Genomic DNA, 15,757 nt, shown 5'->3' with positions numbered 1-15,757 from the left:
AATAGTCAATAGGCAGTAGACAATAGGGCAGCAGTAATTCACTATTCACCATTCACTATTCACCATTGACCATTCACAACTGACCGTTCACTATTCACCATCATTTAATTACTGTCCTGGTCAATGCCGAATTGAGTGCCTTCAATTTTTCTACGGGCATTTTCATATCTTTTCTGTCGTACGTAAGGAAGCCATTGCTCTCGCCTTCTACATCGGTGGTTTGTGTGTATACGGCGGCTGACAACCCTTTCTCTATTAAAGCAGGTATTTTATTGACTAACTCTGTATACCTTTTTAGTAACTCTTCTTTATTTTTAAAACTCTGGTAACCCCAGTTATTTTTAGATTGCCAGGTATGTCCTTCAACAGGTAGACCAAGACCGCCAAATTCACCGAGCACCAATATTCTTTTGGCACCAAACAATTCCGGATCAGGCATTAATGGTTCAGGGTAATTGTGAAGGTCTATAATTGGACCGACGTTTACAAAGTTGCCACCGCTGGCTGTATTTACGAGGCGGCTTGGGTCTTTCTGCATCGTCCACTCTACAATTTCTTTTGTTTTAAACTGGCCCCAGGCCTCGTTAAATGGTACCCATACCACGATGCAGGGAAAATTGTGCAGGTCCTGCATAATCTCGTTCCATTCTGTACGAAATATTTTTTCCGATTCTGGTGTACGGTCTTTATCTGTAGCACGGCCATAAATGCCAGGCCTGTTTTCCCATTGGTTACCGAGGTCACCGGTGGGCATATCCTGCCAAACCAGCATACCCAGTTTGTCGCAGTAATTGTACCAGCGGGCGCTTTCTGTTTTGGTATGTTTGCGGATTAAATTAAATCCCATTGCCTTTGTTTGCTCGATGTCAAATTTCAATGCCTCATCGGTTGGGGCAGTATACAATCCGTCAGGCCACCAGCCCTGGTCGAGCGGACCAAACTGAAAAACAAATTCATTGTTCAGCAACATCCGTTGTATACCATTCTTATCTGCCTGCATGGAGATTTTACGCATGGCGAAATAACTTTTTACTTCGTCTACCTTTTTTCCTTTGCGCATAACCGTGTACGTTAAGTCGTACAAAAACGGGCTGTTGGGCGACCATAGCTGCGGATTGGCAATGGCCAACGTTGCATCGGTGCCGGGTTGTATTTTTTGCTCTGCTACTTTTTCCGTGCCTTTAAATGCAGTCGCCACCACTTCATCACCCGGTTGCAGTTGCTCCACTGTAGCTGTTATATGCAGTGATTGTTTGTCTACATCCGGTGTTTGTGTTGTACTGCTGATGTATGTGTTGGGAACGGCTTCCAGCCAAACTGTTTGCCAGATGCCGGTTACAGGCGTGTACCAAATACCTTTGGGATCTTTTACCTGCTTGCCTCTTGGCTGCGGACCATCGTCTGTGGGATCCCACACACGGATGGCAATTTGCTGGTTGCCTTTTTTGGCAAGCGCATTGGTAACATCAAAACTAAAAGGATCAAAGCCGCCCTGGTGAGTGCCTACTTGTTTACCGTTTACGTACACCGTACACAACCAGTCAACCGCACCAAACTGCAGCAACACTTTACTGTTTTTAAAATTAGCCGGAAGACTGATGCTGCGCTGATACCATAACACACTGTCCTTACCAACCGTTTTACCAACGCCGGATAATGCCGATTCCACGGCAAATGGTACCGCTATTTTACCTGCAAATGAAGCTGGTATTGTTTCCTGAGACTTTGGCAAAATAGTGTACTGCCACAATCCGTTTAGATTCATCCAGCTGTTGCGTACCATTTGTGGCCGGGGATATTCCTGCAATGGTTTTGCCGGATCCACTTTTTCCGCCCAGGGCGTTACAATTTTATCGCCTGCAATTTTCCATTCGGATTGAGAAAAAGCTGTTACACAAAATGACGAAACAATAAATAAAGTGAGAATTTTTTTCATTGATGGCTTCAGTTAAATAATTAAATGCAAATAACCCACGGGCAGTTTTAGGTTCGTAAATATATAACAAAAGCCAAACAGCCTGCGCTGAAATGGCTTCTGTTATGATAACTTTCCAGTTATAAAAGGTTCTTCACCCGGTTTATTCTTTTTTCAATAGACAACAAACTAGTAAGTGATTTTTTCTACCGGCGAAAAAATCCTGTCTTCCACCCCTGCTATTTTAAGACCGATACGGGCAAAAACATAGGTTTGTGCAGGAGAAATTGCGGGAACTGAAACACTTAAACTTACGTTGTTCAAATCGGTAATATCTCCCCCGCTTAAATTAGCGGATGCCACATTATCAACCCCTGAAACAAATTCGGTCTTGTTGACAAAAAGCGTCACACTTTCAATATCCTTCGCGTTTACATCATTGATTATTTTTTCAATTTTAAAGGTTGCATTTACCTTGCCTCCACCGCCTGTTAGCTGGGGAGTTCTGATCATATAATAAGGCATTACTTCTATGTCCAGTGCCTTACTTCCAGCCAATGTAACAGCTATCGAATCCGGCACGCCGGGTGACAGCTCTTTAGAAATAAATGGCCCTTGTCCTACGGGAATAATCATTTTATAATCGCCGTCATATAACACGGCAGAATAAGTACCTTCCTGGGAAAACGTACTGTTGATGGCACCTACCTTTCCAAAGCCGTACTGGTAAATTTGAAAAGGCACCTGGTTTCTTTCCACCTGGATGGCTTCTCCGTTGTACACAATTTTGCCGGTTAAAGTAGAAGAAGGAGCGGTGTAGTTATCCTTTTTACAGGCACCGATTGAAGCAACCACAAGGCCTGCCAAAATGAATTGAAATATATTTTTCATTATTAAAAATTTAATAAATAATTATTGGTTGGGTTGTTTCACAATTTGCGGATTGGCCGCTCTTACATCATCTCCGATAAAGGTGTAATAGTTACCGAATAAAAAGCGGTTGGCACCTGTTACAACTGCCGGTAACGTTTCTTTGAATAACCATTTATTATTATCAGGGCTGCCCGGAAAATAAGTTTTGTATGGCCATAAACCCCACGGCTGAGTGCTGTGCCTGCTGGCCACGCCGATATTGCTTTTTAAATCACTCAACGTTGTAGGTACACCGTCCCATACTTTATCAGCAATGCGCCAGCGTTTCATATCATATAAAATATGTCCTTCAAAACAAAGCTCTACTCTGCGCTCGTGCACAATTCTATTGAAATTAATATCGCCGGCTGTTAAAGGAACTGTAAGACCAGCCCTTGAGCGCACCTGGTTTAAATAAAGTGCAGCAGTAATATTATCACCTGTTTCAAAAGCAGCTTCAGCAGCATTCAGCAAAACTTCGGCATAACGGTAACGGATAAACGCTACAGTACTGCCTTGCCCCCTGCGGCCTGAGCCTACAGTTGGGTCCAGGTATTTGCGGATGTAAAAACCAGTTTGTGTTCTAAACTCCAGTCCGTTTACAGGGCCGTCTTTACCAACCACCTGTACCGGTGTTCCGCCGGTTGTTAGTGGTTTTAAATGGCCTGCTTCATCACTGGTAATTACGCTTCCGTCAGCGAGCTCATAACCTGCCCATATATCCACTGCACGTCCTTTAAACAAACTGCCTGGCAACAAAATAGTTCCTGCAAGCCTCGCATCCCTGTCAGCAAATATGTCCTGGATATTGGAGTAATAAATCGGATTGCCCGAGCCATCTTTTGTAGCAAACGGAGCATAGGTATTATCCGTTTTTTCGAAAGCTTCTGCAAGGTTGAGTGAAGGATCGAGCCGGCCTGCATCGCCGCCTTCGTCTGATATGGAGTACGGCTGATCGTTGGTGGTAAAACCATGTGTTTTGGCACCGGTTTTAAAATCTTCAAAGAAGATGGTTTCCGGGCTTGTTTTGTCTAAGAACAGATTGGCATAGTTATCTGCCAGGGCTGTTGCATTAGCGCCGGTTGGCGCGGTGTACAACTTATATGCACCTGCGCTGCCGTTGATAATTTCACTGGTAGCCCTCAACACAATCGCATAATAGTCGTTTGATTTGGCGGCTGAAATTCCCACTTCTCCACCGGGCGTAGCTATGGACGGTGTGTTGGCACCATATTTTGCTATGGAACCTGCATACAAGGCGGCCCTCGCTTCCATTGCCAAAGCTGCTCCTTTACTTGCTCTTGATTTCTCATTTACATCTGCCGGCAAATCACCTTTAATGGCTTCCGCTTCGCTGATGATAAAATCATATAGTTGCGCTTCTTTCGATCTTGGTATTTGCAGGTAAGTGGCATCACCATTGTAATCATAAGAAAGCGGCTGCAGGCTTAATGGTACGCCGCCGTAACGTTTGGCTAACTCGAAATAAAAATTAGCACGCAGGAACCTGGCTTCAGCACTAAATCTTTTTTTATCGCCATCAGAAAGTGCTGTAGAAGCACTGTCTCTTTGTAAAAACAAATTCAGGTCGCGGATATAGTTGTAACTGTCAAACCAGTTAACACCCCAGTTATCATAGTTCCAGCCGGTTCTTTGTACAAGATCACGGGCGAAACTGCTGTTTTCTGACGGAAAACTTTCACTGAAATCTGTAAAACTTCCCCATCCGTTATCAAGGCCGCTAAAATCAAGTTGCCGGTTGTATAAGTCGCCCAGCACGGAAAGTACCAAAGCGGGATCGCTGAAAACCTGGTCGTTTGTGAGAAATGTATTCGGCTGTACATCCAGGAAAGCACTGTCTTTTTTGCAACCGGCTGCGCTGAATAGCAGCACTGCTATTGTTGATATTAAAATAATTTTTTTCATTGAAAGTATTTTTATTCAGAATTGATTATAAAGAAAGATTGATACCTACATTAATAACCCTGTTTTGTGGAAACTGCAATCCATTGTCATCGATGGTTTCAGGATCAACTCCGTACTGTGAAAGATTATCAATTGAGAACAGGTTATACGCATTCAGGTAAAACCTGGTTTTTTGAATTTTAGCTCTTTTTAAAATACTCGACGGTAACGTGTATCCTACTTCAATCGTTCTTGCCCTGATGTAAGAAACGTTGTGCAACCAGAATGTTGACTGTACATTGTAGTCAGAATGAGAGGTACCGGGATTGTACCTGTTTGCAGGATACTTACCGGGTATCCAGGCGCTGTTAACATCATAGATATCTGCTCTGTGCCACCTGTCTTCAAAAATTGCATTCAGGTTTCCGTTGTTCTGAAAAGCCCATCTTTGTTCCCAGTTCTGGTACCAGGTAAAGCCTGAAGCGCCTGAAAAATCAGCATGAAAATCGAAGTTTTTATAGTAGGCTGCAATGTTAAATCCAAAATTGATGTTGGGCTGTGTGCCATAGCCATAGCCAATCGGGCGCTGATCTGATCCATTAATCTTACCATCTCCGTTTACATCCTGGTAAATTAAATCTCCCGGCAATAAGGTTTTATTGCCCTGTCCGTCGATATCCACTTTATAAGCATTGATTTGTTCAACGGATGTAAACTGACCAATGCAATTATACCCCCATCCAAGATTTGTATACCGGCCTTCGCTTGAATTACGGTATTGATCAAGCGAGTTAAAGAATAAAGGATTATAAGATTGCAGGAATTTAGAGCGGGTATAAGAAACGTTTCCGCCAACAGTAAAGTTAACTTTACCAATGGTGCTGTTATAAGCCAACGAAAATTCTTCACCGAATTGCGCATCCGAATTAATGTTTTGCTGAGCCAGATTATACCCCAGTTCAATGGGTACAATTACATCATTTTTGGTACCCAGCAAGCCGGTACGTTTCCTGTAAAACCAGTCAAACGAGCCATTGATTTTTCCGTTCAGTAAACCGAAGTCCATACCTACATCGGTAATCTTACTTCTTAACCAGGATATACTGGTAACAGGTGTTCCTTTATCTCTTGAAGCGGGAACGGTGTTGCCATCCAATACGGCTGAACCCACAGTGCCATAATTATAACCAGCCAGGTAAGCGAACGGCGCAACGATGGGATTGTTATTGGGATTGTCATCACCCAATACACCATAAGAGCCCCTGAATTTTAAATTGCTGATAATTTTTGTTTCATCTTTTAATAATTTTTTAAAGAAAGGTTCTTCGCTGATTCTCCATCCCGCGGATACGCCGGGGAAGTAACCTACCCTGTATTGCGGGGCGAACAAATAAGATGCATCACGTCTTGCAGAACCCTCTACAAAATAGCGATTCTTATAATTATAGTTGATACGGCCGATATAGCCAATCCTTGCCTGGGTTCTGTCCTCATCCTGGTATTGATCAATAATAGGATAACTTACCAGCGGCAGGAAGTTGGACTGCGGTGAAGCATGTATCCAGTTTCTTACAAAATGATTATTGATTCTTTCAGCAACTGCAGTTACACCAATGGTATGGTCGCCGAATTTTTTGTTGTAGTTAGCCTGCAACTGCATGTTGGTGTTGATTTGTTTAATCTGCTCCCTGTCACGCCATGGATTGGTACTTCCTCCGGTTGCTTTGTAGCTGCTGTCTGATGGGTTATACGTATAAGCTTTGTATGTATACTCCTGGTTGTTTTCCAGTTCATCGGCCATGTAATAAGAACCCAACGCTCTTACAGACAAGCCTTTTACCCATGGAAGATCCCAGTCGATATGAAAGTTGGTTTGCAATACACGCCAGTCTTTTCTGAATTTACCTGACAAATTGTTATTAAGGAACGCATAGTTAGATTCCAAATGTGGCCCCATATCATTTAAATAAAGCGGGTTGTCATTGGCATAAGGTCTTTCCATCGGCGTATTTCTCAATACGGCCAGCCTTGCTAAAAAGTAATCATCACCACCCGGCACACCCGGGTTTTTGTATGTTTCTACCCGGCCATTGATATCAAAACCAACCTTTAAACCGTTGGCTAATTTTGCTGTAACATTAGATTGTATATTGGTACGGTTGAAGTTGTATTCTTTACCTAAAACTGAATTTTGAAACAGGTTGGTACCAGATACATAGTAGCTCACTTTATCTGAACCGCCGCTGATGTTTACGTTCACAGAATTTTGTGGTGCACCATTGTTGTTCAATACAAATTTTCTCCAGTCAAAACTTCTGTATTGCGGATCTGTACCGGCTTTCGCTGCATCCAGTATAGCCTGGGTAGTAGTAGTGCTGCCATAAGAATTCATTTCAGCGTCTGCCTTGTAATATAAATAATCAGCCGTATTATTAACTACTTTAGGAAAACGGAAAAAACTTTGGTAACCGCTGTAAGCGTCTACATTGATGCTGTTTTTACCTACCGTTCCTTTTTTGGTTGTAACCACCACTACTCCATTTGCGGCACGTACACCATAAATAGCTGCAGAGGCGTCTTTTAAGATGGTAATACTTTCCACATCATTTGGGGCCAACTGGTTAAACTGGCCTTCATCCTGCTGAATACCGTCAATTACATACAGGGGTGTACCCATATTACGTATCTGGATAGAAGCAGATGCACCGGGACGACCTTCTGCCTGGCGAAAAGTTACACCCGGCAATTTACCAGCGAGTGTGGTACTTACAGTAGCACCACCATGTACCCGGTCAATATCTTTAGCTGTAACCGATGAAATAGCACCCGTTAAAGACTCCTTTTTCTTGCTACCATAGCCAACTACAACAACCTCATCCATATCGTTTTTAACCTGCGCCATAGCAATGGTAAAATCTGTTTGGTTTTTCACAGTTATCTGTTGTACGGCATAGCCAATTGAAGAAACGACCAACACTGAATTTTGCCCGGCCACTTTTATAGTAAACCTTCCATCTGCACCGGACGATGTAGCATTTCTTGTACCTTTTTCGGTAACGGTAGCGTTTGCCAACGCATTGCCAATGCTGTCTTTAACAACACCCGATACTGTTATTTTTGCTGTTTGCTGTGCAAATACCGGTGCTAAAAAAGAAAGAAAAAAAAGCGAAAACAGAAGCAGTTTGGTTTTTTGCCGAAAGCGTTTGGGTGCGCAGGCAATTACTGGCGTAATACGCTGAGTAGTACATTTCATGTAGCAAGTAATTTTGATGATTTAATAATGATTGTAATCGTTTACATAATTTAATTCGGTTGTTACACTACCTTTAAATCATGGAACAAAATAAAATCTTATTTATCCGGGCGTCCATTCCTTGCGTACCATAATTTTCTCAAATTGTATCATTTTACCTTTGCCAACCCATGCACTTTATTTATTTGATAAAAAATAAACAGCCGGAGTAATTCAAATTTTTCATCAACTTCGCAAACGGTTTGAAACATAAAAAACATATCACACAATTAGTACAGATTTTCCTCTTCCTGGTTTTCAGCACGGTTACAACAACCGCACAATCTTATTTTTTCAGGCACTACCAGGTTGAAAATGGTCTTTCCAACAGTACCGTATTTTGCAGTGCGCAAGATAAATACGGCTTTTTATGGTTTGGTACCAAAGATGGCCTCAACCGCTTTGATGGCTACCATTTTAAACATTATGAAATGGCCAAAGAAGGGCATGTGATGATGCCGGATATGATTGGTTGCATGTTGGTGGATAATGACAACAGACTTTGGATTGGAAGCCAGAAAGGATTGTTTTATTTCGACCGCGAAAAAGAAAAACTGGTTCGTTTTATCGACTCGCTGGTTTGGATTAACAGTATGCACATGGATAAAGATGGGCAGCTGTGGTTTATATCTGCGGTAATGTTGTGCCGCTATAATTTTAAAACCAACACACTAACCAAATTTCCGCAGGCTAATTATTTTGCCGCTACTTCCATTTGCAGCTCTGACAATGGAGACGTTTGGGTATCCACAGATAACGGGCTTTTGCAACGGTTTGATGCTGCCACCGGTCAATTCAAACCGTTTAATTTGTTCGCCCATTCCCCACCCGCTGTTTCTACCTGGATACAAAAATTGCATACAGGTGAAGGCAATTCAATTTACGCAGGCACATCTGCACAGGGTTTAAAACAGTTTGATGTTGCTGCCGGCACGTACAAAGACCTCCTGACTTACAATCCCGATAAAACAACCATTTACATACGTGATATTGCCCGCAATGCTGTCAATGAATTTTGGTTTGCAACAGAGTCCGGCATTTTTATATTAAACACCAGCACCGGAGAATTTGTAAATCTTAAAAAGAATTTTACCAACCCCTATTCGCTTTCGGATAATGCAGTGTATTCTTTGTGTAAAGACAATGAGGGCGGCATGTGGGCTGGCACTTATTTTGGGGGAGTAAATTATTATTCCAGGCAATATGCCGTGTTTCAAAAATATTTCCCGGATAATTCGGCTGGCGCCATCAGCGGCAATGCGGTACGTGAAATTACCGGCGACCACCAGGGCAATATCTGGGTAGGTACGGAGGATGCAGGCCTTAATAAATTAAATCCTAAAACCGGTGCTATTACCCAATTTAAACCAGCCGGCGAGAAAGGGGATATTGCTTATCCCAACGTGCATGGTTTGCTGCTTTCCGGCAACGATTTATGGATTGGCACGTTCGATCACGGCCTTGATATATTGGATGTAAGAACGGGTAAGGTAAAAAAGCATTTCAATTCGGGCCCGGGTAAATATGACCTTAAAAACAATTTCGTTGTAAGCTTATTGCAAACTCATGATAGCGTAATATATGCCGGTACTGCCGGATCGCTGTACAGGTTTAACCCGGTGGTAAAAGGTTTCGACCTGGTAACAGAAATTGATCCGAATATTTTTGTAGCTGCGTTGCTGGAAGATCATGAGAAAACAATCTGGGCGGGGTCTCATGGAAATGGTATTCTTTTCTTTAATCCCGTCACTAAAAAGAAAGGCTATTTTCACAATGAACCGGATAATCCAAACAGCTTACCCAATAATATTATCAATGCTATTTTTGAAGACAGCCATCAAAGTTTATGGCTTGCCACTGAAGGCGGCGGTTTGGTTAAACTGGATAAGGACCGCCACAAATTTTCTTTCTTCACAACTAAAAATGGCCTGCCGAGTAATTTTATTTATAAGATACTGGAAGATGATAAACATCATTTATGGGTGACCACCTCCCGGGGGTTGGTAAATTTTAACACAGAAACAAACGTTGCTGCAGTTTATACAAAAGACAATGGTTTATTAAATGATCAGTTCAATTATAATTCCGGTTACAAAGATTCTACCGGTAAAATGTATTTCGGAAGTGTAAAAGGCATGATTGCTTTCCGTCCGGATGACTTGCTAAAAACTACACTTGATGCCCCGGTTTTCATCACCGGTTTCCAGGTACAAAATAAAGAAGTGGAAATTAACCAGGACAGCTCCTACCTGAAAAAATCAATCCTTTATACCGACAATATTACATTACCCTACGACCGGTCATCATTTAGTATTGACTTTGCTGCACTAAGTTATATATCACCCGAAATGACAGGCTACAGTTATTTAATGAAAGGCCTTGATAAAGAATGGACCGAATTAAAACAAAACAGGAAAATATATTTTACCAACCTGGTACCCGGAAAATATGTTTTTAAAATAAGGGCGGGCAACAATGGCAACTGGGGACCAGAAAAACAATTGGTCATTGTAATTGCACACCCCTGGTGGGCTACCGTTTGGGCCTATAGCTTGTATGCACTGTTTATAATTGCCCTTTCATGGTACCTTTTAAGAACCTACCATATTATTGTAGAAGATAAAAAGGAAAAGGAAATTTATGAAGCCAAAATTGATTTTTTTACCAATGTGGCGCACGAAATACGAACACCGTTGACTTTAATAAAAGGGCCTGTTGAAAATTTACTGGAGCAGGTAGATGAGCTGCCACAGATTAAAGAAGACGTGGTAACGATGGAAAGAAATACCAACCGCCTTATTGCACTGATTACGCAAATACTGGATTTCAGGAAGGCAGAGGCAAAAGGCTTCAGCATGGATTTTGTGAAAGTAAATGTGAGTGCACTGCTCAGGGAATCGTTTGAAAATTTTGCCCCGCTTGCAAAAAAAAGAAAGCTGGAATACACAATAGAATGCCCGGATAACGACATGATTATTTTTGCTGATGAAGAAGCTTTGACAAAAATTTTCAGCAATCTTTTTAATAACGCGTTGAAGTATGCCAACAAAAAAATTGCCATCCGCCTGTTACCAGCCAACGAAAGTACAGTAAGTTGTGTGATTGAATTTGAGAACGACGGCCTAAAGATACCTGCCGAAATGCGTGAAAAAATATTTGAACCTTTTTACCGGCTGAAGGATTCTTTAAAACAACAGGGCACCGGTATTGGCCTGGCTCTTGCCAGGTCGTTAACGCTGTTACACAATGGCAGTTTATACCTGAAAGATACAGCTGACAACCTGAATGTATTTGTATTTTGTTTGCCGTTGCAACATGAAGAAAATATACACCGCAAAAAGAACATCAATCAACCACTGCTAAAACTAAAATAATGAACAACGATATGCTGCCCCTCATTTTAATTGTAGATGACAATGAAGAAATACTGGAGTTTCTGGAAAGAATTTTTTCCAATAAATATGCTGTACTGAAGGCGCTTGATGGAAAAGAAGCCATTCAAATATTGCAGACAGAAGCAGTACAACTGGTGATTAGTGACGTGATGATGCCGGTGATGGATGGATTTGAATTGTGCAAAATCATTAAATCTAATTTTGAATATTCGCATATTCCGGTGATATTGCTGACGGCTAAAAACACCATCCAGTCGAAGGTGGAAGGACTTGAACTGGGTGCCGATGCCTATATAGAAAAACCATTTTCCAAAGAACACCTGCTGGCGCAAATTGCCAGTCTGCTTACCAACCGGAATATGATACGCGACTACTTTGCCAGCTCTCCTTTGGTGCATATTAAAAGCATGGCGCACTCAAAAGCAGATGAACATTTTTTAGAACTTTTAAATGATACCATCTGCGCTAATATAGAAGATACGGACCTGGATGTGGAGAAGCTCGCCAAAATAATGAACATGAGCCGGATTACTTTGTACAGAAAAATAAAAGCCATTTCTGTATTAACGCCGATTGAGCTTATCAACATCACCAGGCTTAAAAAAGCGGCTGAATTACTGGCCGAAGGGGATCATAAAATTTATGAAATTTCCTACATGGTAGGGTTTAGTTCGCAAAGTAATTTTGCAAGAAATTTTCAAAAGCAATTTAATATAACACCTACGGAGTACATGCATTCCAAGCAGTTGGATAAGAAGAAGAATTTTTATTAAAACTGATTGTGAACAGAATTGAAAGGTTTTTCAAAATTCTGTCGAACACGTTGGTTGCATATTCGCCTCTACCGCCGGCGGGGCTGCGTAACTGCAACGACGCTGCTTTCGCTTCTTTCAAAAAATATGCTGCGCATTTTTTGAATGCCGGCAAGCCGTCACCGTAGCGAAAGAGGCATCTTATGCAGTTACTGTGTTTAACTTGAAAGAGAGATTGAAGTGCTTAATTTTCCCCGCATTTTTTTTGGCAGGCAAACTTCATAGGCCCGCTTTCCGACGTAAGTACACTTCAAACGGCCTCAAATAAAAAGTGCTAGAAATTTTCAGCATAGACCGTTAAGAAATCAACGTTGTTTGAGCCAGTGCACACTGCGAAGTATAGAACTCTTCCGGCGAGTTCGTTGATTTTAGGGCTATGTTGAAAATTTCAGCCTTTTTATTCGAGGCCTTGATTTTTTTTGTTTCTTTTTTTTATCAAGAAAAAAAAGAAAGTAAGCTGTATATAAGTCAGCAAACTTCAAATTTTATTTTACAACGCATCGGCTTGGTGTTATAGTGGCATTTAGCGGTTGCGCATCAACCTCATCCGTCCGCCGCGGCGGACACCTTCGCCTTCAGGAGAAGGACGATTTGCAGTGTATTCGTTTATCGTACGTTTTTATCTTTGGCAAATTATGCTTTCAAACGGCCCCGAACTAAATAGCTTTGGAAATTTTCAGTATAAGTCCTTAAAAAATTATCCAAATAAAACAAGCAGCTATCTCACAATACTAACCATCCCATACATCAACTTCCTCCCGCTCCCCGGACGCAACACCCATGGATAACTTCCTGTTGGCAACGATTTCCCTTTAAACTTTCCGGTCCATCCAATGGATAAATCAGTGGAATGAAAAACAATTTGTCCGTAGCGGTCAAACACATCCAGGCTGGCACCTGTATAGGAATCAAGATAAGGAATGCGCCATACATCATTCAACCCGTCGCCATTCGGTGAAAAAGCGGTAGGTACAAAAATATCTTTTATAACAGCTACCTGCACTTCATCTTCGGCCTTACAACCATCTGCAGACAATACTTTCAGGGTATAAGTGGTATTTACCACCGGCGAAATAGTTGGTGTTACCACCTGGTTATTTTCTATGGCCGTGTCGGGTGTCCATTCATATTGAAGGTTGCTGCCGCTGGCGGATGCATTCAACACAATACTACTTCCAAGCAACAGCGTTCTATCCGGACCAGCATTTACAACCGGTTGTTCAAACACTTTAATGGATTGCTCAGCGAAGGCGAAGCAATTGTTGTCAGCGGTAAATGTATACCGTATGATGTGATCGCCAGTTGTTGCGATGTACGCATCAAACAATCCGGCAGCATTTACTCCGGTGCCGGAATAAATACCTGTTCCACTCATTCCATTTATCTCGGTTCCCTGGTTCAGTAGAAAAGGCTCAACGCCTGCACATACATTTTGCAATGCGGTAAACTGCACTTCAGGGCTTGCTTTTAATGTAATCATTTGTGTTGTTTCATTCACGCAGCTAATGCCTGAATATACCACGTATTTAACCTGGATTTGTTTGGTAAGCGGAGTGGCAAAACTGTTATAAAGATGACTGTATTGTTCGCCGGTTTCCGGCAGCGAATCGGTTATTTTAATAGCGGGACTGTTAATAAAATCCCAGTAAATTTCTGACCTGGTAATACTGCCGAAATTTACAGAAGCGGCGTCAGCAAAAATAATATCCGTGTTGCTGCAAAAGGTTACAGCCGGATCAATTGTAAAGTTGGCAACAGGTTGTGATCCGTTGACCGTAAAGTTTTTAATGGTATCTTTTACGCAACCATCTTTGGAAGTAATTTTTAAATCAACCGGGTAAATACCCACGCTGGTGTACGCATGTTTGGGTGATTGCTGCGCTGATACGTTTAAAGCCGGGGCTGCGTTTACATCACCAAAATTCCAGGCATAAACAAACTGGCTTTCACTGCCATCGCTGATGGAAGATGTATTGATAAATGTTGCAAAAGGATCGGCCAGGCAAATAGCGGGCAATCTAAAATCAGGATAGGGTAATGGATTAGCCAGTACATTTTTTGTAATTATATTGCTCTTGCAACCTTTATCATTTTCCACCGATAAACTCACCACATAATTTCCTGTGCCTGCAAAAATATACGAGGGTGCTTTTGTTGTTGCAACACCTCCATCACCAAAAACCCAGTTCCATTTTTGTATAGGCTGTCCACCGCTAACAGACTGATCTGAAAACAACACCGAACTCTTTTCACAAACAGGAGCCGTAATGCCAAAAGCCGCTACCGGAGAGGGATACACGGCAACTGTTATTGAATCCAGTTTTTTACACCCGGCTGCAGTCGTTACCATAACATAATATTTTCCGGCATTTGCCACCGTTACATTTTTGATAATTACCTGGCTGCCGGTTGAGGTAAAAGAATTGGGACCAGTCCAGTTGTAAACGGCTCCGCCCGTTGTGTTTAATACAATGCTGTCGCCGCTACATCTTGCACCATTGTTAGTAGCGTTTGTTACCGGCAATGGATTTACAATGATGGTTATCGGATTAGAAGATACCCTGCAGGTGCTGATGCCGATATTGATGGTTTCAGCAACTGTTAACCTGTATAGATAAGTTCCGGAGACTGTTGCAATCCTCGTATAGGCGTTACTGTTAGCACCGCTTATATTGCCCCAGGTATTTCCATTGTCGGTGCTTAGCTGCCATTGGTAAGCCGGTGCGGCATAACAATTTTCTACAGTTGATTCAAAATGAAAACTGCTGTTGTTGTCTGCACATACGCTGATGGTGTCGCCGGTATTACCGGTGATCTTTGCATCAATCGCAGGACCAGCGGGGCGGAAGGTGATATCATCCAGGCCCAGATCGTTGCCCACACCGCCGGGCGAATTGTTGCGCATGCGCAATACAACCGACGATACATTCGGCGGCGTAGTAAAATAAAAACCATACTGCGCCCATGTTACAGGATTGATAATCGGTATATCGCCTGTATCGTAAGTGCCTAAAATAGTACCGTCTGTTTTCTCAATTGTAAAAGTTATGTTTGGATTGATGCCCATTACACTGCACATGTTTAGCAGCCATGCCGCAAACTGGTAGGTGGTGCCGGCGCAAAGTCCGTTGATTGTTTGAATGTAAAAATTACTTGGCTGGTTGGACGCATTGATCAGCATATAATACCCATTGCTGTTACCAGTGTGATCCGTGGCCGTATGCCAAACCACATCGCTTGCCCAGCAGCCTGATGTATAATTTACAATAGAATAATACCCGTCAGACGGACAATTGACACCCTGGTATTGCAAACTGCTGGTGGCACCTGTTTGCAATGGCGGACCATAATTTGCACCTGCACCAAAACTGATGTTCACGATCGGATCGCCTAAAGATCCGGTACAGGTTTGAGCAATTGAATTTTTAAAAACAACAACAAGCAAACAGGTCAGCAATAAAAAGCATTTTTTTAAATGCATACGGTCAAATATTTGTCCTCATCCCTTTTAAATTAAACTTCCTGT

General features: G+C 42.1%; 7 protein-coding genes. 2 read left to right on the top strand and 5 right to left on the bottom strand.

Going from position 1 to position 15,757, the window contains the following annotated elements; translation table 11 throughout:
• Positions 1–100: 100 nt before the first annotated feature.
• The 4 genes from QWZ08_RS14585 to QWZ08_RS14570 all read right to left on the bottom strand — a co-directional run bounded on the left by QWZ08_RS14585 (position 101) and on the right by QWZ08_RS14570 (position 7,985).
• The gene (locus QWZ08_RS14585; RefSeq protein WP_290338186.1) at positions 101–1,936 is read right to left on the bottom strand and encodes a glycoside hydrolase family 2 protein; all 1,836 of its coding nucleotides are present in this window, start codon (positions 1,934–1,936) and stop codon (positions 101–103) included.
• Between the two features lie 168 nt (positions 1,937–2,104).
• Positions 2,105–2,806: a DUF3823 domain-containing protein gene (locus QWZ08_RS14580; protein ID WP_290338185.1), complete on the bottom strand. Its 702-nt coding sequence runs from the start codon at positions 2,804–2,806 to the stop codon at positions 2,105–2,107.
• A 21-nt stretch (positions 2,807–2,827) separates the two neighbouring features.
• Complete coding sequence (locus QWZ08_RS14575) at positions 2,828–4,753, bottom strand: RagB/SusD family nutrient uptake outer membrane protein (protein WP_290338184.1); 1,926 nt, start codon at positions 4,751–4,753, stop codon at positions 2,828–2,830.
• Between the two features lie 25 nt (positions 4,754–4,778).
• Positions 4,779–7,985 carry a SusC/RagA family TonB-linked outer membrane protein gene (locus QWZ08_RS14570; protein WP_290338183.1) on the bottom strand — a complete coding sequence of 1,069 codons (3,207 nt, stop codon included), beginning with the start codon at positions 7,983–7,985 and terminating at the stop codon, positions 4,779–4,781.
• A 242-nt stretch (positions 7,986–8,227) separates the two neighbouring features.
• Between QWZ08_RS14570 and QWZ08_RS14565 the strand changes: the two genes are divergently transcribed.
• Together QWZ08_RS14565 and QWZ08_RS14560 are read left to right on the top strand one after the other, a co-directional pair.
• Positions 8,228–11,398: a sensor histidine kinase gene (locus QWZ08_RS14565; RefSeq protein ID WP_290338182.1), complete on the top strand. Its 3,171-nt coding sequence runs from the start codon at positions 8,228–8,230 to the stop codon at positions 11,396–11,398.
• Positions 11,398–12,192: a response regulator transcription factor gene (locus tag QWZ08_RS14560; protein WP_290338181.1), complete on the top strand. Its 795-nt coding sequence runs from the start codon at positions 11,398–11,400 to the stop codon at positions 12,190–12,192. Before QWZ08_RS14565 ends, QWZ08_RS14560 begins: the two co-directional genes overlap by 1 nt.
• A gap of 757 nt (positions 12,193–12,949) precedes the next feature.
• Here QWZ08_RS14560 and QWZ08_RS14555 read toward each other — a convergent pair.
• Entirely contained in the window at positions 12,950–15,712 is a 2,763-nt protein-coding gene (locus QWZ08_RS14555) for a PKD domain-containing protein (RefSeq protein ID WP_290338180.1), read from the bottom strand.
• Positions 15,713–15,757: the final 45 nt, after the last annotated feature.

It is taken from the genome of Ferruginibacter paludis, from assembly GCF_030409685.1.
Classification (GTDB): Bacteria; Bacteroidota; Bacteroidia; order Chitinophagales; family Chitinophagaceae; genus Ferruginibacter; species Ferruginibacter paludis.
This window is presented reverse-complemented; position numbering and strand designations above follow the sequence as displayed.

Excerpts from the sequence above, each read along its gene's own strand:
- QWZ08_RS14585 (WP_290338186.1), bottom strand. The coding sequence starts at position 1,936 with ATGAAAAAAATTCTCACTTTATTTATTGTTTCGTCATTTTGTGTAACA.
- QWZ08_RS14575 (WP_290338184.1), bottom strand. The coding sequence starts at position 4,753 with ATGAAAAAAATTATTTTAATATCAACAATAGCAGTGCTGCTATTCAGC.
- QWZ08_RS14580 (WP_290338185.1), bottom strand. The coding sequence starts at position 2,806 with ATGAAAAATATATTTCAATTCATTTTGGCAGGCCTTGTGGTTGCTTCA.
- QWZ08_RS14560 (WP_290338181.1), top strand. The coding sequence starts at position 11,398 with ATGAACAACGATATGCTGCCCCTCATTTTAATTGTAGATGACAATGAA.
- QWZ08_RS14555 (WP_290338180.1), bottom strand. The coding sequence starts at position 15,712 with ATGCATTTAAAAAAATGCTTTTTATTGCTGACCTGTTTGCTTGTTGTT.
- QWZ08_RS14570 (WP_290338183.1), bottom strand. The coding sequence starts at position 7,985 with ATGAAATGTACTACTCAGCGTATTACGCCAGTAATTGCCTGCGCACCC.